The following is a 23,783-nucleotide window of genomic DNA, read 5'->3' as shown; positions in this document are numbered from 1 at the left end:
ACGATGTGGTAATTTTCACCCCGCCGACTTCGGCCGCAAGTTCTCATCAAAGACCAGCCGCTTGCGCCCCGGCTCTTCCTCGCGCAGCGGCTCGACCTGGTGCATCGTCAGCTTGCAGCGCTCCACCAGCACCTGATACTCGCGGGTGCCCTGCTGCTTCCAGGCGATCTCCTGCTCGCTCAGGGTGCGGATCGCCTTCGCCGGGCTGCCGATGATCAGGTGGTTGGCGGGCATTTCGGCTTTGGCCTTCACGAACGCCGCCGCGCCGACGATGCTGTTTTCGCCAATCACCGCCCCGTCCATCACCACCGCGTTCATGCCGACCAGCGCGTTGCGGCGAATAATGCAGCCGTGGAGGATCGCGCTGTGGCCAATGTGCCCGTCCTCTTCGACCACGGTGTCCTGCTCCGGAAAGCCGTGCATTACGCAGTTATCCTGAATGTTGGCCCCGTCCTTCACCACGATGCGGCCAAAATCCCCGCGCAGGCTGGCGTTCGGGCCAACGTACACGCCCTTGCCCAGGATCACGTCGCCAATCAGCACCGCCGTGGGGTGAACGTAGCTTTCGTCGGGCACGACCGGGGTCAGGCCGTCAATTTGGTAAACAGGCATAGCGTCTCCTTATATGAAATTAAGGCCACCAAAGCGCTGGTAGTAAAGCGTGCCGGGTGCGGGCAGTTCGCCCACCGAGGTTTCTCCTTTTTCGCTGACAAATGCCAGCGCCCCCGGCGCCACGCGCTGGTAGATGTTGATACAGAGCTGCCGCGCGCTTTGCCCCGCCCAGTGCGCGGGGAGTAGCTCCTCCGGCAGGAGCGGATCTTTAAGCACCACGCGGCGATAGAAATGAATCAGCAGCAGCTGGATCTGGAAACAGCGCTCCGGCGTGAGGTCGTCCGGCGCGGCCTCTTTCAGCAGCGGCAGCAGCGGCCGGAAGGAGTCGATAAACGTTTCGTACATCGCGTTTTGTTCGGTCAGCCGCCAGCACTCTTCGACCCGCGCGCGCAGCGCGGCGCGGGAGAGCGCCAGCGGAGAATGCGCTTCGAAGAAAATCACGTTTTCCGCCACGCCCGCGTCGTGGAGCAGCGACTGCACGTCCGCCAGATGCTGCGACGGCGAGGCCATCAGGCTCGGTGCCAGCGTGCCAAACCCTTGCCAGGTCAGCTGCTTTTTGACGTCCGCTAGCTTGGCTTTGTCCAGCCCTTCGGAAAGCAGCAGCAGCCACTTGCCGTCCCAGGCGGGCAGCTCCGCGCGGTAGATTTTGCTCTCCGCGCGGCGCGTCAGGCGAAGGCCCTTGTCGCTCAGGCGGTAAAAGCTGCGGCGGCCGACGCGGGAAACGTCCAGCCAGCCCTCTTTGTTCAGGCGAAACAGCGCGGTGCGCACGAAGCGCTCGCCGAATCCCATGCCCTCAAGCAGCGCCGCCAGGCTGCCGAGCCAAATCTCGCCGCCGCGGTGGGAAAGCGCATCGCCGTATAACGAGGAGATAAGCGACGTACCGCTGACGGGAACGGCGCTGACCGCGTGCTGGATAAAGGCGTCGAGTTTATTCATGTGATTCATTCTGCTGTGTTTTTTGGTGTGGATGAATCATAGCATAATCCCCTCACCCTGACCCTCTCCCCAAAGGGGCGAGGGAAAAAGACGGCACCGAGCGGTCCCTTCTCCCCTCTGGGGCTGAGCTGAGCGTAAAGTGAACGGAATAACCACCAGAGCCGTATGTTCCCCCTCACCCTGACCCTCTCCCCAAAGGGGCGAGGGGAAAAGACGGCACCGAGCGGTCCCTTCTCCCCACTGGGGAGAAGGTTAGGATGAGGGGAATAAGGTATATCAACCGTTAGCCGCCACCTTGCGCAGATCAAACACCCGGCACGCCTTGCCTTCCGAGCGCGGGATGCTGCCGCAGTTCACGATCGTCACGTCGGTCGAAATCCCCACCATCGACTTAATGCGGTGGCGCAGCTGGTGACACACCTGGCAGCGCTGCTCGTGGCTGAGCGTCAAGCTACTCTCTTTCAGCTCTACCTTCACCGAAAGCGAATCAAGATGCCCGCGGCGGTTGACCTCCAGCTGGTAGTGCGGAGAAAGATGCTCAAACTTCACAATTTCCTCTTCCAGCTGCGACGGGAAGACGTTGACGCCGCGAATGATCAGCATATCGTCGCTGCGCCCGCTGATGCGGTCCATGCGGCGCATGGTGCGCGCGGTGCCCGGCAGCAGGCGCGTGAGGTCACGGGTGCGGTAGCGGATCACCGGCAGCGCCTCTTTGGTCAGCGTGGTGAACAGCAGCTCGCCCTGCTCGCCGTCGGCCAGCGGCGTGCCGTCGTTCGGGTTTACGATTTCCGGGAAGAAGTGATCCTCCCAGATGGTCGGGCCGTCGGCGGTTTCAAGACACTCCATCGCCACGCCCGGCCCCATCACTTCCGACAGGCCGTAAATATCCAGCGCCGTAATGCCCAGCCGCTTCTCGATTTCGCGGCGCATCGCCTGCGTCCACGGCTCCGCGCCGAACACGCCCACCCGCAGGGAGCAGGCGCTGGCGTCGCCGCCCATCTGGCGCTCAAGCTCTTCAATCAGGTTCAGGCAGTAGGACGGCGTCACCATGATCATGTCCGGCTGGAAGTCGCGGATCAGCTGCGCCTGCTTCTCGGTTTGGCCGCCGGACATGGGGATCACCGTCGCCCCTAAGCGTTCGGCCCCGTAATGCGCGCCCAGCCCGCCGGTAAAGAGGCCGTAACCGTAGGCGACGTGGATTTTGTCCTTCGCGCTGCCGCCGGCGGCGCGCAGGGAGCGCGCCACGATGTTCGCCCAGTTGTCGATGTCGTTTTGGGTATAACCCACCACGGTGGGCTTGCCGGTGGTGCCGGACGAGGCGTGGATTCGCACCACCTGCTCCATCGGTACGGCAAAGGTGTCGAACGGGTAGTTATCGCGCAGATCCTGCTTGGTGGTGCACGGGAATTTTTGCAGGTCGGCCAGCTCGTTGAAATCGTCAGGGTGAACGCCCGCCGCGTCAAACTTGCGTTTGTACATCGGCACGTTGCTGTAGGCGTGGTTTAGCGTCCACTTCAGGCGCGCGGTTTGCAGCGCCTGCAGTTCGTCAACGGACGCGGTTTCGATCGGGTCAAGCTTTGTTGTATTTGTCATTGTAGGGTGCTCACAGGGTGATTTGATCAAACGCGCTCAAGGATCATGGCAATGCCCTGACCCACGCCGATGCACATCGTACACAGCGCGTAGCGCCCGCCGCGTCGGTGCAGTTCGTTGCTGGCGGCCAGCGCCAGCCGGGCGCCGCTCATCCCCAGCGGATGCCCCAGGGCAATCGCGCCGCCGTTCGGGTTAACGTGCTCCGCGTCGTCCGGCAGGCCAAGCTGGCGCAGCACGCCCAGCGCCTGGGCGGCGAACGCCTCATTAAGCTCAATGACGTCCATATCGTTAATGCTCAGACCGGCGCGCTCCAGCACCTTACGGGTGGCAGGCACCGGGCCAAGCCCCATCAGGCGCGGCTCTACGCCCGCAGTCGCCATCGCCACAATCCGCGTGCGCGGCACCAGTCCCTGCATAATCGCCATCTGCTCGCTGGCGATTATGAGCGCGGCGGCGCCGTCGTTCACGCCAGACGCGTTTCCGGCGGTGATCACCCCGTTCCTGCGAAACGGCGCTTTCAGCGCGGCGAGCTGTTCCAGAGTGGTGTCAGCGCGGGGATGTTCATCCACCGTTACTTCCGTCACCGCCCCTTTTTTACCGGGCACCATAACCGGAACGATCTCCTGGGCCAGCACGCCGTTTTGCTGCGCCCGCGCGGTGCGCTGCTGGCTTCGGAACGCAAAGGCGTCCTGATCGGCGCGGCTGATATTTAACAATTCAGCTACATTCTCTGCCGTTTCCGGCATGCTGTCAGTTCCGAATTGCTGATGCATGAGCGGATTCACAAATCGCCAGCCGATGGTGGTATCGAATACCTCGGCCTGACGCTGGAACGCCGCCGTGGCTTTGCCCATCACAAACGGCGCGCGGGACATCGACTCCACGCCGCCCGCAATCAGCAGCTCGCCGTCTCCGGCCCGGATCGCGCGTGCCGCAAAGCCGATCGCATCCAGGCCCGAGCCGCACAGGCGGTTAATCGTGGTGCCTGATACCGTCTGCGGCAGCCCGGCCAGCAGCGCCGACATGCGCGCCACGTTGCGGTTGTCTTCCCCCGCCTGGTTGGCGCAGCCGAAAATCACGTCGTCAATGCGCTCCTGATCCAGCTGCGGGTAGCGCGCCAGCAGCGCGCGCAGCGGCACGGCGCCAAGGTCGTCCGCGCGCACGCCCGCCAGCGCGCCGCCGTAGCGGCCTACCGGGGTACGCACGCCGTCACAGATAAATGCGTTACTCATCAGGCTTCTCCCGTCACGCTGCCGCCAGTGCGGTGAGATTTCCCGCGAAAGAGAGCAACCGTTTTCTGCTGTTGATTGTGAATTTCAATGTCGTATACGCCGGTCAGCCTGCCCTGATGCTTCACCCGCGCGGTGGCGGTAAGCGTGTCTCCGGCAAAGCCCGGGCGCACAAAATCGATAGAACATCCGGAGGCCACCGCCGCCAGCCCCTGGCTGTTGCAGGCGTAGGCAAACGCCGTGTCCGCCAGGGAAAAGAGCTGGCCGCCGTGGCAGGTTTGATGCCCGTTAAGCATCTGCGGGGTAATGGTCATGGTCAGGACCGCATAGCCCTCGTCCATCTCGATAATGTCGATCCCGAGCGCCCGGGCGCAGGCGTCCCGTTCGTACATGGCGCGGGCGGTGTGCCAGGCGTTATGACTCATAGCTACTCTCCAGAAGCGCGCGCTGGCGCAGCAGGGAACACGGGCGATAGCGTTCTTCGCCGTAATGACGTTGCAGGTTTTCCAGCAGGGCCAACAGCCGCTGCCAGCCGAGGCGTTCGCCCCAGGCGATTGGCCCGCTGGGGTAATTCACGCCGAGGCGCATCGCGGTATCGATGTCCTTTTCGCTGGCAACCCCTTTTTGCAGGGCGTCCAGCGCTTCGTTGGCGATCATCGCCACCGTGCGCCAGATCAGCAGGCCGGGGTAATCGGCAATCTGCATCACCCGCTTGCCCTGCTGCTGTAGCCAGCCGATGGCCTTTTGGTTTGCGGAGTCGGGGTTGCTGGCGGCGACGGCGATAACGGCCACGTCGCGCTCCATGCGATCGACCACCACCACCGGCCGGCCGTGGCGCAGCGCCAGCGACTGGGCGGTTTCGCCCTGGGTTTCGACCAGCAGCACGCCGTCAATTTCCGTGACACCGTCACTTTTTCGTTCACCGTGCCGCGCGCTGTCGCTCACCGCATCCAGCCACTTCGCGTCCGGCCTGTCGCCCTGCCAGTCGTACACGCCCTTCCCGCTTTTTCTGCCCAGCCGCCCGGCCAGCACCAGCTCCTGCTGCACCAGCGAAGGCAGAAAGCGGCGCTCCTGCCAGAAGGAGTTGAACACCGAACAGGTCACGGCAAAGTTGACGTCCTGGCCGATCAGATCGGTCAGCTCCAGCGGCCCCATCGGGAACCCGGCCCCCTCGCGCAGCGCGGCGTCGATGGCTTCCGGCGCGGCAACCTGCTCTTCCAGCGCGCGCCAGGCCTCGGAGTAAAACGGGCGCGCCACGCGGTTGACGATAAAGCCCGGCGTCGACTGGCAGCGCACCGGCTGTTTCCCCCAGTTCAGGGCCAGCTCGCACAGCGCGTCGGCCACTTCTGGCGACGTCGCCAGCCCGCTCACCACTTCGACCAGCTTCATCACCGGCGCGGGGTTAAAGAAGTGCAGCCCGGCCACGCGCTCGGGGTGCGTGACGTCCGCCGCAATTGCGGTAATCGAAATAGAGGAGGTATTGCTGGTCAGCAGCGTTTTCGCCGGGCAGATCTCAGCCAGCTTCGCGAACAGCGCTTTTTTAACCTCCAGACGCTCGGAGGCGGCCTCGATGACCAGATCCGCGGCCGCAAGGGCATCGATATCCGTTACCGGCGTTAGCCGCGCGAGGATCTGCCCGCAGGCCTCAGGAGACAGCTTTCCGCGCGCCGCGCGGGAGGCCAGGCGCTCACGGATGCCGTCAATCGCGCGGAAGACCGCCTCGGAGGCGATGTCATACACCAGCACCGGGTGCCCGTGGCTGGCCGCCACTTCGGCAATCCCGGCGCCCATGGTTCCGCTGCCGATCACGGCAACGGTTCGAATCGTCGTCACCATGCTATTTCCCCGTAAAGTTCGGCGCGCGCTTGCCGAGAAAAGCGCTGACGCCCTCGCGGTAGTCGTCGCTGCGCCCGGCCAGACGCTGATAGTCACGCTCCAGGTCGAGCTGCGCGTCGAGGGTATTGGTTTCCGCGGCGTTAATCGCCTGCTTGATCAGCCCGAGACCAAAGGTCGGCTGGGAGGCAAAGTGCTGCGCCAGCTGCTGCGCGGTGGCGGAGAGCCGTTCGTCCTCCACCACCTGCCAGATCATCCCCCACGCCTGAGCCTGCTCGGCGCTCAGCTTTTCGCCCAGCAGCGCCAGCCCCATCGCGCGGGCGCGCCCCGCCACGCGCGGAAGGAACCAGGTGCCGCCGCAGTCAGGCACCAGCCCGAGCCTGCTGAACGCCATCACAAAGGTGGCCGAGCGGGCGGCGATGACCATGTCGCAGCCGAGCGCCAGGGTGGCTCCGGCGCCGGCGGCCACGCCGTTCACCGCGCAAATCACCGGCTTCGGCAGTGCCGCCAGGCGGCGCACCAGCGGGTTGTAAAAGGTTTCAACGGACATGCCGAGGTCCGGCGCCGGGCCGTTCGGGTCCACGTTGCGGTCGTTCAGATCCTGACCCGCACAAAAGCCGCGGCCCGCGCCGGTTATCAGCAGGCAGCGGATGGTCTCGTCGCGCTCGGCCTGCTTCAGGCAGTCGGCAAGCTGCTGGTGCATTACGTCGTTAAAGCTGTTGAGCCGCTCCGGGCGGTTGAGCGTAAGGGTCATCACGCCGTTCTCAACCTGGCATAAGATAAATTCCACGGTTAGCGTCCTTTAAAGTCGGGAGTGCGTTTTTGTAAGAAGGCGTCGATGCCCTCGCGGCGGTCTTCGGTGGCGGCGAGCAGCGTGAAGAGCTGTCGCTCCTGGGCAAGCCCGGCCTGAAGCGCCACCTCCTGCGACTGGCGCAGCGCCTGCTTCGCGGCCTGCAGCGCCAGAGGCGAATGGCGCGCCATCAGCGCCGCCTGCTTCAGGGCATACTCCAGCGTCAGCGCTGCCGGGAAGACGTCGCTTACCAGCCCGGCGCGCTGCGCCTGCCGCCCGGTGATGCTTTCCCCGGTGAGGATCATCCTGCTGGCGAGCGATTTCCCCACGCAGCGGATCAGCCGCTGGGTGCCGCCCGCGCCGGGCATAATGCCCAGCGTGATTTCCGGCAGGCCGAAGCGGGCGTTGTCTCCCGCAATCACCACGTCGCAGAGCAGCGCCAGCTCGCAGCCCGCGCCCAGCGCAAAGCCGTTGACGGCGGCAATCAGCGGCTTGTTGAAGGCGTTGATCCGCGCCCACAGCTGCGGGCGAACGTCGTTCAGGGTGGCGGGCAGATCTTTCTCCGCCATTTCGTTGAGATCGGCCCCCGCGGCGAAGCAGCGCTCGCCGCCGTAGATCACGCAGGTTGAGACGCCGTTATCCACAGCGGCGGCTTCCAGCGCCCCGGCAATCTGCTCAAGCAGCGCGTTGTTGAGCGCGTTTCGCGCCGCCGGGCGGTTCAGCGTGAGCTGCAGGACGCGGCCGTGACGGGTAATAATCAGCTCGCTCATGCCATCCCCTTGGCGTCGAAATCGACGACCACGTCGGCGGTGAGCGGCAGCGCCTGACAGCTCAGCACGTAGCCTGCCGCCAGCTCGTCCGGCTCCAGGCTGTAGTTGGTTGCCATATCCACCCTGCCGCGCAGCACTTTGCATTTGCAGGTGGCGCACACGCCGCCCTTGCAGGCGTACGGCAGGTCTGCCCCCTGGCGCAGGGCCGCGTCGAGAATGCTTTCATCGTCTGTCGTCAGGGTAATTTCGCGATCGCGCCCGTCCTGACGCACGGTCACCTTCTGCCCCTCGGCCTGTACGCTGACCGTCCGCTTAGCGAGGGTACCCGGCGTGTTGAAGCGCTCCAGATGGATGGATTTTTCCGGCATGCCCAGCGCCTTCAGCGCGGCTTCGGCCTCGTCCATCATCGCCGCCGGGCCGCAGATGAAGGCCTCGTCATACTGGCGGAAGTCGATCAGCGTTTTTGCCAGCGCCTGCAGCTTTTCGCCGTCGATGCGCCCGTGCAGCAGGTCGCTGTCCAGCGTTTCCTGGCTAAAGATGGACACCAGCTGCAGGCGCTGCGGGTATTTGTCCTTAAGATCGGCCAGCGCGCGGCGAAACATCATGCTCTGGCTGGTGCGGTTGCCGTAGATCAGGGTGAACTGGCTGTGCGGTTCGGTCGCCAGCGTAGCGGAGAGGATCGCCACCATCGGCGTAATGCCCGATCCGGCGGCAATGGCCAGATAGCGGCCTTCCCGTTCGGGCTGCGGCTGGTAGCCAAAATGGCCCTGCGGCACCATCACCTCCAGCGCCATGCCCTGGGCGATGGACTCGCGGGCGTAGCGGGAAAAGCGCCCGCCCTCGATGGCTTTTACCGCCACGCTGATTTCACCCGGCGCGGCGCTGCGGCAGATGGAGTAGCAGCGGCGAAGCTCGTCGCCTTCCAGCGTGGCCTTGAGCGTCAGGTGCTGGCCCGGGCGAAAGCGGTACGCCTCCTGCAGGTCCTGCGGTACGGCGAAGGTAATCGTGACAGCGTCACGCGTTTCCGGCTCTACTTTTGCCACTGTTAAGGAATGAAACGTTGTCATGGCAGCCTCAAATACATTTGAAATAGTCGAAGGGTTCACGGCATGCGTTGCACCGATAGAGCGCCTTGCAGGCCGTTGAGCCAAATTCACTGATAAGCGAGGTGTTGGCGCTCGCGCAGCGCGGGCAGGCCACCTCGGCGGGGGCGTGCGCGCAGCAGCTTTGCCCGACCGGCGGGCTAATGCCGTACTGGCGCAGGCGCACGCGGGCCTCCGCGGTCATCCAGTCGGTGGTCCAGGCCGGCTCAAGCTGGAGCACGATATGCACTGGCGTATAGCCGTGCGCCGTCATCGTTTCGCGGATGGCGCCCAGCAGGTGCTCCGTCGCCGGGCAGCCCGAATAGGTCGGCGTAAAGCCAATCACCCAGCCGCCGCCCTGTGCGCTCACGCTGCGCACCATGCCTAAATCGGTAATGGTCAGCACCGGGACTTCCGGGTCCGGGATCTGGCCAAGCAGCGACCAGATATGCGGGATTTCAGCGGGTGCGATTTCAACGAGACGTTGCATGGCGTTCTCCTCCGTTACCACTGCTGGCCGGGATAGGCGCGCTGGAGATACTGCATCTCTGCCAGCATCGGCCCCAGGTGTTCGGTATGCAGTCCGCGCCTGCCGCCCGTGCGGTACGCTGCTTCAGCGGGCACGCGAAGGGTGGCCTCACGCAGGCCAGCAAACACTTCGCTTTCCCAGGGCTGGCGCAGGGCGCGCGGGTCAACGGCCACGCCGGAGGCAATCAAATCGAGATCCACCTCGTCGGCCTCAAACAGCTCCGCCGTGAAGCGCCACAGGCTATTTACCGCCTGCTGCATTTTCTGCGCGGACGTTTCGGTGCCGTCGCCCAGGCGCACCAGCCAGCCGCGGCTAAAGCGCAGGTGGTAGCGCACCTCCTTGATGGCTTTTGCGGCGATCGCCGCAATCCGGGCGTCGCGGCTGCCGATCAGGCGCTCGTAAAGCGCAACGTGCCAGGCGTCCATCAGGTACTGACGCACGATCGTGTCGGCGAAGCTGCCGTTGGGCTGCTCCACCAGCAGCAGGTTGCGGAACTGACGCTCGTCGCGGCCAAAGGCCAGCGCGTCTTCATCGCCCTTGCCTTCGCGCTCGGCGGCATAGGCCAGGAAGTTGCGCGCCTGCCCGAGCAGATCGAGGCCAATGTTGGCCAGCGCCAGGTCAATCTCCAGCTCCGGCGCGTGGCCGCACCAGGCGCCGAGGCGCTGCGAGAGCACCAGACCGTTATCGCCCAGCCGCAGGGCATATGCTGATACGTTATTCATCCCTAACCTCACATGTGCTCGATGCCATCAGGGATGGTGTAAAACGTGGGATGACGGTAGACCTTGCTTTCCGCCGGGTCGAAGAACTCGCCGCTCTCTTCCGGCTGGGAGGCGACGATTTCGCTCGCCTTCACCACCCAGATGGAACAGCCTTCGCTGCGCCGGGTGTAGGCATCGCGCGCGTTCTCCAGCGCCATGCGGTCGTCGGCGGCATGCAGGCTGCCGACGTGGCGGTGGGATAACCCCTGTTTGCTGCGTACGAACACTTCGTACAGCGGCCAGTAAACGTTGCTCATCTTGATTCCCCTTATGCCGCGCTGCGCGCGCGTTGTTTTTCCGCGTGCGCCAGCGCGGCCTCGCGCACCCACGCCCCGTCGTCCCAGGCCTTGCGTTTTGCTTCCAGGCGCTCGTGGTTGCAGATGCCGCGCCCGTTAATGACCTCGTCAAACTCCTGCCAGTCGATCTCGCCGAAGCGGTAGTGGCCGCTCTCTTCATCGAAGCGCAGGTCGGCGTCCGGCACGGTCATGCCCAGCATCTCCACCTGCGGAACGGTGTTGTCCACGAAGCGCTGGCGCAGCTCGTCGTTGCCGAAGCGCTTGATTTTCCACGCCAGGCTGCGGGCGCTGTTCGGCGAGTTGTCGTCGTTTGGCCCGAACATCATCAGCGCGGGCCACCAGAAGCGGTTGATCGCGTCCTGCAGCATCTGGCGCTGATCCTCGCTGCCCTGCGCCAGCGCCATGCAGGCCTCAAAGCCCTGGCGCTGGTGGAAGCTCTCTTCCTTACAGATTTTCACCATCGCGCGGGCATAGGGACCGTAAGAGGTGCGGCACAGCGCGACCTGGTTCACAATCGCCGCGCCGTCCACCAGCCAGCCGATCACCCCGATGTCGGCCCAGCTCAGGGTGGGATAGTTGAAGATCGAGGAGTATTTCATCTTGCCGTCGAGCATCTTCTGGTAGATGTCTTCCCGCGCGCAGCCCAGCGTTTCCGCCGCGCTGTACAGGTACAGCCCGTGTCCGGCTTCGTCCTGCACCTTCGCCAGCAGGATCGCCTTGCGGCGCAGCGTCGGGGCGCGGGCGATCCAGTTACCCTCCGGCAGCATGCCGACAATTTCCGAATGCGCGTGCTGCCCAATCTGGCGGATCAGCGTTTTGCGGTAGGCGTCCGGCATCCAGTCCTGAGGCTCGATGGCCGTCTCCTGCGCGATGCGCTGCTCAAAGCGTTGTTCTTGCGTCACGTCGTCACCTTTATGATTCGTTAATCTGCGAAGCAAAGCTAAATTATGAATCACTTCGTTTCCTAAAAGTTACACAGAAGTTAAATATAACCCCAAGAACCCTTTGTGTATTTTGTGACGTCGCTCGCAAGGCTTTTCGCCAAGGCCTCATGTGGCGCGCTTCTCGGGTCCTCTTTTCACGACACCAGATCACAGCGTTAATATTTCGTTAAAACATTGCTTGATTTTTATGATTCGCTATCAAAGTATTTATAGTTAAATCACGAAACATCTGGAGATACGCGATGCAGCAGTTAGCCAGCTTCTTGTCCGGCACCTGGCAGTCAGGCCGGGGCCGCGAGCGCACCATTCAACACGCCATCAGCGGGGAAACCCTGTGGAGCGTGACCAGCGAAGGGCTGGATATGGCGGCCGCCCGCCGTTACGCCATTGAGCGCGGCGGCGAGGCGCTTCACGCCATGACCTTCATCGAACGCGCCGCAATGCTGAAGGCGGTGGCGAAACACCTGATGAGCCAGAAAGAGACGTTTTACGCGCTCTCCGCGCAGACCGGCGCGACGAAGGCCGACAGCTGGGTAGATATTGAAGGCGGTATCGGCACCCTCTTCACCTACGCCAGCCTCGGCAGCCGCGAGCTGCCGGACGATACGCTGTGGCCGGAAGACGAGCCGATCCCGCTGTCGAAGGAAGGCGGCTTTGCGGCGCGCCACGTACTCACCTCGAAAGCCGGCGTGGCGGTGCATATCAACGCCTTTAACTTCCCATGCTGGGGGATGCTGGAGAAGCTGGCCCCGACGTGGCTTGCCGGAATGCCCGCCATCGTTAAGCCGGCCACCGCCACGGCGCAGGTGACGCAGGCGATGGTGAAATCTATCGTCGAGAGCGGCCTGGTGCCGGACGGCGCGATTAGCCTGATCTGCGGCGGCGCGGGCGATCTGCTTAACCATCTCGATAGTCAGGACGTGGTGACCTTTACCGGCTCCGCCAGCACCGGCCAGAGCCTGCGCGTGCATCCCAACATCGTGGCGCAGTCGATTCCGTTTACCATGGAGGCAGACTCGCTGAACTGCTGCGTGCTGGGCGACGACGTGACCCCGGAACAGCCGGAGTTTGCGCTGTTCATTCGCGAGGTAGTGCGCGAGATGACCGCCAAGGCCGGGCAAAAATGTACCGCTATCCGCCGCATTATCGTGCCGCAGGGCCAGATCGAGGCCGTGAGCCAGGCGCTGATTGCGCGCCTTGAAAAGGTGGTCGTTGGCGATCCGGCGCAGGACGGCGTGAAGATGGGCGCGCTGGTCAACGCCGAACAGCGCGCGGACGTGCAGGAGAAGGTTAACCAGCTGATTTCTGCGGGCTGCCAGGTGCGATTAGGCGGCAGGGCCGATTTGCAGGCCGCCGGGGCGTTCTTCCCGCCGACCCTGCTCTTCTGCCCGCAGCCGGACGAAACCCCTGCCGTTCACGCCACCGAAGCCTTCGGCCCGGTCGCCACGCTGATGCCATACCGCAGCGAGGACCATGCGCTGGCGCTGGCCCGCGCGGGCGGCGGAAGCCTCGCCGGTACGCTGGTGACGGCGGATGCCGCCATCGCCCGCCGGTTCATCGCCGGCGCCGCGCGCGCCCACGGGCGCATTCAGATCCTCAACGAGGAGTCGTCGAAAGAGTCCACCGGGCACGGCTCGCCGCTGCCGCAGCTGGTGCACGGCGGACCGGGCCGCGCGGGCGGCGGTGAGGAGCTGGGCGGCCTGCGCGCGGTGAAGCATTACCTTCAGCGCACCGCCGTTCAGGGCAGCCCGTCGATGCTGGCGGCCATCGGTAAACAGTGGGTGCGCGGCGCGCGGGTGCAGGAAGACCGCGTGCATCCGTTCCGCAAATACTTCGAGGAGCTTCAGCCGGGCGATAGCCTGCTGACCCCGCGCCGCACCGTAACGGAGGCGGATATCGTCAATTTTGCCTGCCTGAGCGGCGACCATTTTTACGCCCATATGGACAAAATCGGCGCGGCGGAGTCAATCTTCGGCGAGCGCGTGGCGCACGGCTATTTCCTGATATCCGCCGCCGCGGGGCTGTTTGTCGACGCGGGCGTCGGGCCGGTCATCGCAAACTACGGCATGGAAAACCTGCGCTTTATCGAGCCGGTCAAGCCGGGCGACACCATCCAGGTGCGTCTCACCTGCAAGCGTAAAACGCTGAAAAAACAGCGCGCCGCCGACGAGAAGCCCACCGGCGTGGTGGAATGGTCGGTTGAGATTTTCAACCAGCACCAGCAGGCCGTGGCGCTCTACTCCATTCTGACGCTGGTGGCGCGCCAGCAGGGTGATTTCAGCTAATTCTCCCTCACCCCATCCCTCTCCCCCAAGGGCTGAGGGTTCCCCACTAATTACAGTCTGGCACCGAATCCCCCCTCTCCCTGGAGGGAGAGGGCCGGGGTGAGGGGGGAACATACGGCAGTGGTGGTTATTCCGTTCACTTTATGAGCGTTGCTACTCTGAAATCACATTACTTGTGAACGTGTTAAGGAGGCTCATCGCCGCCTCCTTAACAATCCGGGCTCCCGGCAGAGAAAATCGCCGCTTCGCAGGTTGTTCGCCCCATCCCTGGGGCTCCCCCCTTCGGGGCCAGCACAAGTGCTGTCCAAAATTGCTCCCGGCAATTTTGTCTTCGGCTTATTCCTTCCGGCTTATCGGGGACGGGCGGAGGCAACGTCCCTGTAAAGCCGCCCTCTCGGCGCATCCCTGCGCCTCGCCCCGGCCTGCAGGAAACGCCTCAGCGATTTTCAGCCGGACCAAGGGTCGCTGTAAGCTCTTTATTCTGTTGATAAAAACTTAATCGCTTCTGAATAAAATTTTTCTGGGGATTCCTCAGCCCTCAAGGGAGAGGGAGTAGCCTGTGCCAGCTGTAATTTATGAAGATCCCTCAGCCCGGCATGTGATGCATCCCCGCTCTTTTTTTAACCTGGCAAGACTGACAAATAACCTGGCAGATGCAGGCAAACGCTTTTCATGTGCGCCTGTCAGGATATATCCACACAACACAATAAACACAACAATATGAGGTCTGCGATGGGAAGCTCTTCTTCTTTTTCCGCCCGTAAAACGGCTCTGGCCATGGCCGTTGCGCTGTGTTGCGCCTGGCAATCCCCCGCTTTTGCGCACGGCAGCGAGGCGCATATGGTACCGATGGATAACGCGCTGGAGGCGTTTGGCGCCGACGTGCAGTGGGATGACTACGCGCAGATGTTCACCATCACCAAAGACGGCGCGTTCGTGAAGGTCAAGCCGGGGGCGAAAACCGCTATCGTCAACGGCAAGCCCCTTGCGCTGCAGGTTCCGGTGGTAATGAAAGATAATAAGGCGTTTATCCCGGAGACCTTCATTAACGACGTGTTCCAGTCCGGCCTTGACCAGACCTTCCAGGTTGAAAAAAGCCCGCATCCCCTTAACGCGCTAACGGCGGACGAAATTAAGCAGGCCGTCGAGATCGTCAAAGCCTCGGCGGACTTTAAGCCGAACACCCGCTTTACGCAGATTGCGCTGGCCGAGCCGGAAAAAAGCAAGGTCTGGGACTTTGTGCTGAACGGCACGGCGGTGGATAGCCCGCGTCAGGCGAACGTGACCATGCTGAGCGGTAAGCACGTCATCGAAAGCCGGGTTGACCTGAAGGATAAGAAAATCCTGTACTGGGAGGCGGTGAAAGACGCGCACGGCATGGTGCTGCTGGACGATTTTGCCACCGTTCAGCAAATTATTAACGACAGCACCGAGTTTGCCGAGGTGCTGAAAAAGCGCGGCATTACCGATACGAAGAAGGTTATCACCACCCCGCTGACCGTCGGCTTTTTCGACGGCAAGGACGGCCTGAAGCAGGAAGATCGCCTGCTGAAGGTGGTGAGCTATCTGGACGTAGGCGACGGCAACTACTGGGCGCACCCGATTGAAAACCTGGTGGCGGTTGTCGATCTCGAACAGAAGAAAATTCAGAAAATAGAGGAAGGCCCCGTCGTGCCGGTTCCGCTGACTCCGCGCCCGTATGACGGCCGCGACCGCGTAGAAACGGTGAAGAAGCCGCTGGAGATCAGTGAGCCGGAAGGCAAAAACTACACCATCACCGGCGACAGGGTTCACTGGCAGAACTGGGACTTCCACCTGAGCCTCGACTCGCGCGTCGGCCCGATGATTTCAACCGTGACCTACAGTGACGGCGGTAAAAAACGCCAGGTCATGTATCAGGGCTCGCTGGGCGGCATGATCGTCCCTTACGGCGATCCGGACGTGGGCTGGTATTTCAAGGCCTATCTGGACTCCGGCGATTACGGCATGGGCACCCTGACCTCCCCGCTGGTGCGCGGCAAGGACGTGCCGTCTAACGCGGTGCTGCTCAATGAAACCATCCCGGACTACACCGGCGCGCCGATGGAGATCCCGCGCGCGATCGCCATCTTCGAACGCTATGCGGGGCCGGAGTATAAGCACCAGGAGATGGGCCAGCCTAACGTCAGCGCCGAGCGCCGCGAGCTGGTAGTGCGCTGGGTCAGCACCGTCGGCAACTACGACTATATCTTTGACTGGGTGTTCCACGAAAACGGCACCATCGGCATCGACGCGGGCGCGACGGGCATCGAGGCGGTGAAGGGCGTGAAGGCGAAAACCATGCATGATGCCACCGCCAAAGACGACACCCGGTACGGCACGCTTATCGATCACAATATCGTGGGCACGACGCACCAGCACATCTATAACTTCCGCCTGGATATGGACGTTGACGGCACCAGTAACAAGCTGGTGGCGATGGATCCGGAAGTGAAGCCCAATACCGCGGGCGGCCCGCGCACCAGCACCATGCAGGTCAACCAGTACGACATCGACACCGAGCAGCAGGCGGCGCAAAAGTTTGACCCGGGCACCATTCGCCTGCTGAGCAATACCGGCAAAGAGAACCGCATGGGTAACCCGGTCTCGTATCAGATAATCCCGTACGCGGGCGGTACGCATCCGGTGGCAACCGGGGCGAAATTCGCACCCGACGAGTGGATTTATCATCGCCTGAGCTTTATGGACAAACAGCTGTGGGTAACGCGCTACCATCAGGACGAAATGTACCCGGAAGGGAAGTTCCCGAACCGCTCAACCCACGACACCGGTTTAGGTCAGTACAGCAAGGACAATGAGTCCCTGAACGGCCAGGATAACGTGGTCTGGATGACTACCGGCACGACCCACGTCGCCCGCGCGGAGGAGTGGCCCATCATGCCAACGGAATGGGTGCATGCCCTGCTTAAGCCGTGGAACTTCTTCGACGAGACGCCAACGCTCGGCAAGAAAAAAGACGATAAATGACTCATATGCCGGGAGAAATCCCGGTTTTTTTACCCTTCAATAACACAATTTTGCCCGCAGCCACCATAATACATAGCAAGATGTATTAACCGGCGCTGTAGTAATGGAAAAAAGAAAAAGCCCACCCGCTGAACGTGCAACCTGGCCAACCCGCCGGGCGATGGTCATGCGCGGCCTGGTGATGAACCTGCCGTGGCTGGCGTTCATTAACGTGTGCTTCGCGCTCATCATCCTGCTGCGTAACCAGCTGCTCAACCCGGGCCGCCCTCCTTATCCGGCCCACTTGCACTTCACGAAGCTGGTGGATGCCTCTATGCTTGGCATTATCATCCTGTCAGCCGCGCTGATCGTCATGGGCTGGCGGCGCATCCCCGGCGTCAGCGTGGTGTTGTTCATCTGCAGCGCGATCTGGTCGTTGTCCTGCTACTGGTTTATCACCGACTGGAAGCTGCCCCACGTCTGGCCGCTGTGCGTAATCCTGCTGATGGCGGGTACCAGCGCGCTCTATTTCTATCCGCGTGGGCTGTTGTCCTTTGCTTTGCCGCTGTGGCTTACCCTGCCCGTCGCGAGCTGGGTGCTGAACGAGAGGCTCAGCATTCGTTTCGTGACCGTCTGGACGGTATTCACCCTGATCCTGATCTGCGGACGCTACATTCTGCTGAGCTGGTTCGACGAGGCGTGGCGGCGCAACCAGCAGAACCAGCTGCTGATTTCCCGCCTCGCGGCGCTGGCCCATCAGGATCCTCTGACGCAGACGGCGAACCGCAGGGCGATGGAGGTGGTGCTGGAGAACGCCGTGGAGCAGAAAAAAGCCTTCTCGCTGATTATGCTCGACGTCGATTACTTCAAGCGTTTTAACGACACCTACGGTCACCAGGCGGGCGACGATTGCCTGAACCGCGTGGCCGAGGTGCTCAGAAAGTCGGTGCGCTCGCCGGACGATGTGGTGTCGCGCTACGGCGGCGAGGAGTTTGTGGTGATCCTGTTTAACTGCCCGAAGAAGATGGCGGAACAGGTGGCGGCGCGGATTCAGCAAGGGTTGCGGCGGATTGCCATTCCCCACAGCGGCTCAACGGTAAAGGAGTACGTGACCGTCAGCATGGGGATTGCGGAGATGGCCGAGGGGCTGGCCGGCACCGAGATCATCGCCCGCGCCGACGCCGCGCTGTACCGGGCGAAGGAGGCCGGACGGGATCGGTGGTCGCGTTGAATGATGCCGGGTGGCGGCTCCGCCTTACCCGGCCTACAAAATAGCCGGTGCGGCCTGATGCCCTCACCCTGGCCCTCTTCTAAGGGAGATAGTTCAAAATAACTGAAAAAATGTGAGAAAATCCAAAAAATAATACTCTGATTTTATTGAATTTTTAACGTTACAAGCGTTAGTTTTGTTCGGGACGTGTGGGAGTACGTGTTTTTCCGTCAGGTCGAAAAACTTTTGTCTATCGATATTTTGTAGACAAGGAGGGCAAACGTGCAAAATTCAATACGTTAGGCGTATATCCCGAAATGTCGTTCCTCAGTGCTCTTGAAACGTTTGAAAGCCTTGCTAATTGCCCTGACGTTGTAAAAGTGACAAAAAAAGCGGCACACTTGCCGATCTGTTTGAAGTTCTTGAGGTATCAGATAAAGAATCGTATGTGGGTGAGCGTTTTTTAACATTTGATAAACTCTCTGTGTTACTTAAAACAACTCAAGTTGACTTTTTTAATCCTGATGTTGCTGTACTAATTTAATTGATTTTCTTTTGCGGGGGCCAGCGCCCGTATGAAATTATGGGATTCCCAAAAAATGCTATGACAGTAAAAACAAAACTCTTTCAATTCCCCCACATTTATCAAAAACTAAAAAATAGTATCATTTTATACTGTGTGAATCTGCTGTTGAATTAATTGAATTAATGATTTAACGCTATCCTGAACGTGAATATTTGTTCCCTAATCAGGGTTATAAAAAAAGATGAAACACTGGGAAGAAAAATTAGATTCTGGGTTGAATGGAAAACATGCCTAGGAACCGACGAAACATATGTCAAGTGATCTGCTATCAGATAACATTAAACCTTATTGTAAGAAGCAGCAAGTTAATAAATTTATTCCGAGAGATTTCCGCCGAACCTTTAAAACTCTTGCTGGTCAATTGAAAATCTCAAATGAAATTCGTGACAGAATACAGCATCATGCTTTACATGACGTGTCGACTGTTCACTATGATCGATACGATTATAATGAAGAAAAGATGGAAGCGCTTTTAAAGTGGGAAGCAAAGTTAAAAGAAATAATGAACAATAGCTGATATATCGAATTATTACCCAGACAAATCTAAAAAAAGCCACCTATTTATGAAGGTTATAAGCAGGTGGCCTTTTTGTGTATCTTTTTTAGAAGTGAGAGCGTGATCACTATGATTAAATCATCACGTGTAAGATGATCAACTGATTATAACAAGGAACATGTTATGTATTACAGCGAAGAAATTATAGATAAAATAGGTACGGACAAAGAATTAGCCGTAAGATTAGATAAGGCAATGGTAGACGTAAAGGATGGTGTATCCGATTATTTAAATGGGCTTGAAGATGGCGCAACAAGATTACTTTATTATACATCCTGTTTTACAGACAATTATCAAGATGTATGTAATAAACTTAAAACTGAGGATGTAAGGTTTTTGTTGTCATTAAAAGAACTTGTAACACATCGGGACGTTATATTCCGAATGATTAAAATCTATATAGAAACTCTTCTAAAAAATAAGAGTGAAGGAAAAAAGAAAACAATTCTTGAGAAATTAATACCATTTACAACAAACTACTCTATCAAATACATTTCAAAAAATGGTTTAATATATGCTGTAGCAGCATACATATGTTACGGCAACAAGATGAATTTCGTAGTCCAAAACGCATTTATGAAAAAAATAGGAAGTAGAATCGGATGGGTGATTGGAGGTGTGAATATTTATGGACTTGTCCAACGTGCTTCTGAAAGCGCAGATAATCTAAAAAATTCTGCCCATTATTTTACAATGCTTTATACGTGGAAGGGTTAGAAATGCTGTATTTCTTGATTGAGCCGATAATTATGAAGTCAGGTTATTTGAATATTACCTTATCCTCTGATGAAGAAATTGTCAGAGCATTGAAAAAAATGATGTGACAATGTTTAATTTAATAAATGAATTTCTTTGGCGTTTTATTAAGCGTTTATTTATAAGCATTAAAGATGACTGTATTGATCGTATAAGAGGATTTGTTGCTGTAGTTCTTTTTATAGCAATTTCAAGCTTTATATTCGATCATGTAAACAGTAATAAAGTTGCAATTACAATCATAATTTTTATAGTAGTGAGTGTTTTTGCATTAGTGAATTTTTTTTATAAAGGGAAAAATTAAAATGTCTATACCAGCACATATTTGGATTACAGATGAAAATAATTCACCTTTACGCGGTGAATGTTTAATGCCAACCCGATTAGGTTCCACTGAACTTAAATCCTTCAATCATTCCGTGTGGATTCCTACAGATCATAACACGGGGAAACTTACGGGAACACGACTTCATGCTCCCATTATATTTGAAAAGGAAATTGATCGTCTTACACCTCTTTTCTTTAAGGGGATCTGCCAAGGTAAAATATTTAAAGAAGCTTTAATAAAGATGTATAACATAAATGAAGCAGGGATTGAAGTTGAATACTTCAATATAAAACTGGAAAATGTAAAGATTACAAAAATTTCTCCAGTTTTATTCCCATTAGGAATTGCAGGTAAACATATGGAAGAGATTGAAATCCGTTATGAATCAATAGAATGGTTATATTGTGACGGCCATATAGTATTCAAAGATTCATGGAATGAGATAACGTGCGCATAAAAAATGGGGCTTAAGCCCCCATTTTTTATTTAACTCAAACTAACGTTTTCCGTTCCGAAAAGATATGTCAGTATATAACCCGCGAAATAAACAATAACCATTCCTCAAGCATATATCCCCATCGCAGCGAATATACCTGAGTTAGAAGTCATTAGTGGCAGCGCTACCAGCCCCGAAGGACCGAAGGCGCTATTGAGTCCGATCGGCAAGCCTGACCAAGCCTTAGTACCAACGCTAAAAAAGGCAACCATTCGGTTGCCTTTTGCATTTATTAATACCTCACGCACACCGACTTCGTTTCGCACCAGCCGTCCAGCCAGTCCGGGCCAAAATCACGCCCGGTGCCGGACTGCTTCATGCCGCCGAACGGCAGGTTGGCGTCTATCAGCGTATGGCTGTTGACCCACACGGTGCCCGCCTGCAGCCGGTCGGTGTACGCCAGCGCACGGCTGACGTCCTGCGTCCAGACGCTCGCCGTCAGGCCGTACTCGGAGTCATTGGCTAATTGCAGCGCCTCTTCGCCGTCCGCCACGCGGATCAGGTTCACCACCGGGCCGAACACCTCTTCGCGGGTCAGCTTCAGGCTGGCCGTCGGGTTGACCACCAGCGTAGGCGACACGTAGTAGCCCTTTCCGCCGGGGCCTGCGCTTCCGGTTATTAGCTCTGCGTTCTGGGATTTTGCCTCATCAAGGAAGGTCTGAACCTTGTCGCAGTGGGCGCGCGACGCCAGCGGGTTGATAAAGGCATCCGGCGACATGCCCGGACCGACGCTCAGGGATTTCACCGCCTGCTCGAAGCCGCTCACCAGCGTGTCAAACAGCGGCGCTTCGATATAGATACGCGAGCTTGCCGCGCAGACCTGACCCTGGTTGAGGAAGCTGCCCATCATCAGCCCTTCGATAACCCAGTCCGGGTTAGCATCTTTCAGCACGATCGCCGGGTTTTTGCCCCCCAGCTCCAGCGTAACGCCCGTCAGCGTGTCCGCCGCCGCGCGCGCAATCTGCTTGCCCGTTGCCGTCGAGCCGGTGAAGCTGACCTTGGCAATATGCGGGTGCGACGTCAGCGCCGCGCCGCAGACCGCGCCGCTGCCGGTCACAACGTTAAACACGCCCTCCGGCACGCCCGCCTCGCAGGCCAGTTCGGCCACGCGCAGCATGGTCAGCGGCGTGGTTTCAGACGGCTTAATGACGATAGAACACCCGGCCGCCAGCGCGGGCATGACCTTCCACATGCCGATCAGCAGCGGGAAGTTCCACGGCACGATCCCGGCCACTACGCCAATCGGCTCTTTGCGCGTCCACGCCTGATAGCGCGCGCCCTGCGGCAGCGGGATTGACAGCTCGAGCGTTTTGCCCGCAATCCTGGTGGTTAACCCCGCGGTATAGCGCATCCAGTTCAGGGTGCATTCAACCTCAAACATGCGGGAAATAGTGATTGATTTTCCCTGCTCCAGGGTTTCAAGCTGCGCCAGCTCCTCTCTGTGCTTTTCAACCAGATCGGCGAAGCGCAGCAATATGCGCTCGCGCTCGGCGGGCAGCTTACCGCACCAGCTGCGGGCCACGAAGGCGCGCCAGCCGGACATCACCGCGCGATCGACATCCTCGACGCTGGCATCGGCGGTAGAGGCAATAACCTCGCCCGTCGCCGGGTTGAACACGTTCAGCCGCTTTTCACCGTCGGACGCGGTCTGCTGGCCTTCAATCCACAGGCCGTGCTGTCGGTCTAAAAACTGCTGCACGGCGGGCAGAACGGCAACCTGTGACTCAGACATAAGAAACTCCTTTGTTATTCTTCGCAGGGTATTACTGCAGTCTAAAAGGGGTTTCTGATTCCTGCTTTTATCTGTGTGACATTCGCTTTGCCGCCTGTGACAGGCCCCGCAAATCGCGATAATTCCCGCTTATAACGCTGTTACCGGTAAGCGTTCTTTCCTATAGTCAGCCTCAGGAACCTGACGAAATGCAACATTAATGCAACAATGCAAAAACATTGACGGTGCGGCGAGATAACCATGGCGTGTGCAAGCGAAGGGGAAAAGTTACAGCAGTGGCTGGCGCAGATTAACCAGGTGTGCGGGCGCTTTGACGCGCGCCCGACCGACGGGGAATTTGTCGGCGATTTGGAGACGAGCTACGCCCGTAGCCTGAAGCTCAGCACCGTGACCGCCGCGGGGGTAAACCTTTTCCGCACCCGTCAGGAAATTAAACAGGGTAACGATGCCTGGTTTTATACCGTGTTTCAGCTCGCCGGCAGCACGGCGATAGAACAGGACGATCGCCGTTCCCTGCTCAAGGCCGGCGACATTACGCTTCTCGACGCCTCGCGCCCCTGCTCTATTATCTGGCAGCAAAAATCCCGCCAGATTTCGCTTCTCCTTCCGCGCCAGATCATTGAGCAGCACTGCCGTTTTCAGGAAATTAGCTGCGCGCAGCCCCTGTCGCGCGCCCTGCCTACCGTACAGCTGAGCCATCGCCTGCTGCAGGAGAGCATGGGCAACGCCGACCTGAGCGACAGAGAAAGCGAAGCGGCGCTGGAGGCCATGGTCTGCCTGCTGCGCCCGGCGTTTCAGCAGCGCGAGGTGCCGCAGCCGCGCAAGGAGCGCCTGTTTCAGCGCGTGCTGGCGTTGATTGACGATCACATTCAGTCTGAAGCGCTGCGCCCGGAATGGATCGCCTCGGAAATTGGCGTGTCGGTGCGCAGCCTGTACCGCATGTTTGCGGATAAAGGCCTGGTGGTGGCGCAGTATATTAAAAACCGCCGTCTGGACAGGTGCGCGCAGGTTCTGCGCGCCGCCAGCGATGATGAAAAGCTGGCGGGCATTGGCTATAGCTGGGGGTTTGCCGACCATAGCCATTTTTCAACCGCCTTCAAGCAGCGCTTTGGCGTGTCTCCCGGCGAATACCGCAGGCGCTTTCGCTAATTACTTTTTCAGCCACTTGCCGTTAATCCCCTTCACGTACTCGCCCGGCTGAGCGCGGTTCACCAGCTTTTGCCCGGCCATTTTCGCCACGTCATCGACCGGTAAATTGTTGCTGTCGGCCAGCTGTTGATAGCTTTCCGTGCGCGCGGCGTTGATGCGGTTAACCAGCTCCAGCGTCTGCGCATCATGGGTAATCGGCGCGATATAGCCGCTCAGGGTTTCCCCCACGCGCCCCTGCGCGCGGGCCTCGTTCAGGGTGAGGGTCGCGGCCTGCGCGTTCATCCCCAGCGCCAGTAAAATCAAAGCGAATCGTTTCATGGCGTCC

At 59.2% G+C, this 23,783-nt stretch carries 22 protein-coding genes and 2 pseudogenes; 8 read left to right on the top strand and 16 right to left on the bottom strand.

Features of this window, described 5'->3' with window-relative positions:
* Nucleotides 1-15: 15 nt before the first annotated feature.
* From paaY to paaA, 13 genes are all read right to left on the bottom strand, one after another.
* On the bottom strand, nucleotides 16-612 hold the full coding sequence (paaY, locus tag DBY73_RS04105; protein ID WP_112009932.1) for a phenylacetic acid degradation protein PaaY: 597 nt from the start codon (nucleotides 610-612) through the stop codon (nucleotides 16-18).
* Between the two features lie 9 nt (nucleotides 613-621).
* Entirely contained in the window at nucleotides 622-1,557 is a 936-nt protein-coding gene (gene paaX / locus DBY73_RS04100) for a phenylacetic acid degradation operon negative regulatory protein PaaX (protein ID WP_112009931.1), read from the bottom strand.
* Nucleotides 1,558-1,824: 267 nt separating this feature from the next.
* On the bottom strand, nucleotides 1,825-3,141 hold the full coding sequence (gene paaK, locus DBY73_RS04095) for a phenylacetate--CoA ligase PaaK (protein WP_112009930.1): 1,317 nt from the start codon (nucleotides 3,139-3,141) through the stop codon (nucleotides 1,825-1,827).
* Nucleotides 3,142-3,167: 26 nt separating this feature from the next.
* The gene (gene pcaF / locus DBY73_RS04090) at nucleotides 3,168-4,373 is read right to left on the bottom strand and encodes a 3-oxoadipyl-CoA thiolase (protein WP_112009929.1); all 1,206 of its coding nucleotides are present in this window, start codon (nucleotides 4,371-4,373) and stop codon (nucleotides 3,168-3,170) included.
* Nucleotides 4,373-4,795: a hydroxyphenylacetyl-CoA thioesterase PaaI gene (paaI, locus tag DBY73_RS04085; protein ID WP_112009928.1), complete on the bottom strand. Its 423-nt coding sequence runs from the start codon at nucleotides 4,793-4,795 to the stop codon at nucleotides 4,373-4,375. Before paaI ends, pcaF begins: the two co-directional genes overlap by 1 nt.
* Nucleotides 4,785-6,206, bottom strand: coding sequence for a 3-hydroxyacyl-CoA dehydrogenase (locus tag DBY73_RS04080; protein WP_112009927.1), 1,422 nt, complete (start codon nucleotides 6,204-6,206; stop codon nucleotides 4,785-4,787). Before DBY73_RS04080 ends, paaI begins: the two co-directional genes overlap by 11 nt.
* Nucleotide 6,207: 1 nt before the next feature.
* Nucleotides 6,208-6,993, bottom strand: a complete 786-nt coding sequence (paaG, locus tag DBY73_RS04075) for a 2-(1,2-epoxy-1,2-dihydrophenyl)acetyl-CoA isomerase PaaG (protein WP_112009926.1) — start codon at nucleotides 6,991-6,993, stop codon at nucleotides 6,208-6,210.
* Nucleotides 6,994-6,995: 2 nt separating this feature from the next.
* Nucleotides 6,996-7,763 carry a 2,3-dehydroadipyl-CoA hydratase PaaF gene (paaF, locus tag DBY73_RS04070; RefSeq protein WP_112009925.1) on the bottom strand — a complete coding sequence of 256 codons (768 nt, stop codon included), beginning with the start codon at nucleotides 7,761-7,763 and terminating at the stop codon, nucleotides 6,996-6,998.
* Nucleotides 7,760-8,830 (bottom strand): 1,2-phenylacetyl-CoA epoxidase subunit PaaE, encoded by a 1,071-nt coding sequence (paaE, locus tag DBY73_RS04065; protein ID WP_112009924.1) that lies wholly within the window; start codon nucleotides 8,828-8,830, stop codon nucleotides 7,760-7,762. Before paaE ends, paaF begins: the two co-directional genes overlap by 4 nt.
* Nucleotides 8,831-8,837: 7 nt before the next feature.
* The gene (paaD, locus tag DBY73_RS04060; protein ID WP_112009923.1) at nucleotides 8,838-9,335 is read right to left on the bottom strand and encodes a 1,2-phenylacetyl-CoA epoxidase subunit PaaD; all 498 of its coding nucleotides are present in this window, start codon (nucleotides 9,333-9,335) and stop codon (nucleotides 8,838-8,840) included.
* Between the two features lie 14 nt (nucleotides 9,336-9,349).
* A complete protein-coding gene (gene paaC / locus DBY73_RS04055; RefSeq protein ID WP_112009922.1) occupies nucleotides 9,350-10,096 on the bottom strand; it encodes a 1,2-phenylacetyl-CoA epoxidase subunit PaaC in 747 nt (248 codons plus the stop codon).
* Nucleotides 10,097-10,104: 8 nt separating this feature from the next.
* Nucleotides 10,105-10,392: a 1,2-phenylacetyl-CoA epoxidase subunit PaaB gene (paaB, locus tag DBY73_RS04050; RefSeq protein ID WP_003857353.1), complete on the bottom strand. Its 288-nt coding sequence runs from the start codon at nucleotides 10,390-10,392 to the stop codon at nucleotides 10,105-10,107.
* 11 nt (nucleotides 10,393-10,403) lie between these two features.
* Nucleotides 10,404-11,333: a 1,2-phenylacetyl-CoA epoxidase subunit PaaA gene (gene paaA / locus DBY73_RS04045; protein ID WP_258458365.1), complete on the bottom strand. Its 930-nt coding sequence runs from the start codon at nucleotides 11,331-11,333 to the stop codon at nucleotides 10,404-10,406.
* A 284-nt stretch (nucleotides 11,334-11,617) separates the two neighbouring features.
* On the opposite strand from paaA, the gene paaZ reads away from it, so the two are divergent.
* The 7 genes and pseudogenes from paaZ (at nucleotide 11,618) to tssD (ending at nucleotide 20,538) form a co-directional block, all read left to right on the top strand.
* Nucleotides 11,618-13,660, top strand: coding sequence for a phenylacetic acid degradation bifunctional protein PaaZ (paaZ, locus tag DBY73_RS04040; protein WP_112009920.1), 2,043 nt, complete (start codon nucleotides 11,618-11,620; stop codon nucleotides 13,658-13,660).
* A gap of 732 nt (nucleotides 13,661-14,392) precedes the next feature.
* Nucleotides 14,393-16,666, top strand: coding sequence for a primary-amine oxidase (gene tynA, locus DBY73_RS04035; RefSeq protein WP_112010153.1), 2,274 nt, complete (start codon nucleotides 14,393-14,395; stop codon nucleotides 16,664-16,666).
* A gap of 103 nt (nucleotides 16,667-16,769) precedes the next feature.
* Nucleotides 16,770-17,876 (top strand): GGDEF domain-containing protein, encoded by a 1,107-nt coding sequence (locus tag DBY73_RS04030; protein WP_112009919.1) that lies wholly within the window; start codon nucleotides 16,770-16,772, stop codon nucleotides 17,874-17,876.
* 188 nt (nucleotides 17,877-18,064) lie between these two features.
* On the top strand, nucleotides 18,065-18,322 hold the full coding sequence (locus tag DBY73_RS22410) for an Arm DNA-binding domain-containing protein (protein WP_349254572.1): 258 nt from the start codon (nucleotides 18,065-18,067) through the stop codon (nucleotides 18,320-18,322).
* Between the two features lie 441 nt (nucleotides 18,323-18,763).
* Nucleotides 18,764-18,958: pseudogene (locus DBY73_RS04025) on the top strand (integrase); the annotation flags it as partial.
* Between the two features lie 162 nt (nucleotides 18,959-19,120).
* Nucleotides 19,121-19,714, top strand: a complete 594-nt coding sequence (locus DBY73_RS04020; protein ID WP_258458364.1) for a hypothetical protein — start codon at nucleotides 19,121-19,123, stop codon at nucleotides 19,712-19,714.
* 344 nt (nucleotides 19,715-20,058) lie between these two features.
* Complete coding sequence (gene tssD, locus DBY73_RS04010) at nucleotides 20,059-20,538, top strand: type VI secretion system tube protein TssD (RefSeq protein WP_112009917.1); 480 nt, start codon at nucleotides 20,059-20,061, stop codon at nucleotides 20,536-20,538.
* A 29-nt stretch (nucleotides 20,539-20,567) separates the two neighbouring features.
* Here the strand turns inward: tssD and murP are convergent.
* Together murP and DBY73_RS04005 are read right to left on the bottom strand one after the other, a co-directional pair.
* A pseudogene (gene murP, locus DBY73_RS22275) lies at nucleotides 20,568-20,777 on the bottom strand (PTS N-acetylmuramic acid transporter subunit IIBC); the annotation flags it as partial.
* 32 nt (nucleotides 20,778-20,809) lie between these two features.
* Nucleotides 20,810-22,309, bottom strand: a complete 1,500-nt coding sequence (locus DBY73_RS04005) for an aldehyde dehydrogenase family protein (protein ID WP_112009916.1) — start codon at nucleotides 22,307-22,309, stop codon at nucleotides 20,810-20,812.
* Between the two features lie 240 nt (nucleotides 22,310-22,549).
* Here DBY73_RS04005 and feaR point away from each other — a divergent pair, with 240 nt between their 5' ends.
* Nucleotides 22,550-23,458 (top strand): transcriptional regulator FeaR, encoded by a 909-nt coding sequence (gene feaR, locus DBY73_RS04000; RefSeq protein WP_112009915.1) that lies wholly within the window; start codon nucleotides 22,550-22,552, stop codon nucleotides 23,456-23,458.
* Here feaR and DBY73_RS03995 read toward each other — a convergent pair whose 3' ends face one another.
* Entirely contained in the window at nucleotides 23,459-23,776 is a 318-nt protein-coding gene (locus DBY73_RS03995) for a YdbL family protein (RefSeq protein WP_112009914.1), read from the bottom strand. It lies immediately after the preceding gene.
* Between the last annotated feature and the right edge of the window lie 7 nt (nucleotides 23,777-23,783).

Source organism: Enterobacter sp. RIT418 (genome assembly GCF_003057745.1).
In the GTDB taxonomy this organism is placed as follows: Bacteria; Pseudomonadota; Gammaproteobacteria; order Enterobacterales; family Enterobacteriaceae; genus Enterobacter.
This window is presented reverse-complemented; position numbering and strand designations above follow the sequence as displayed.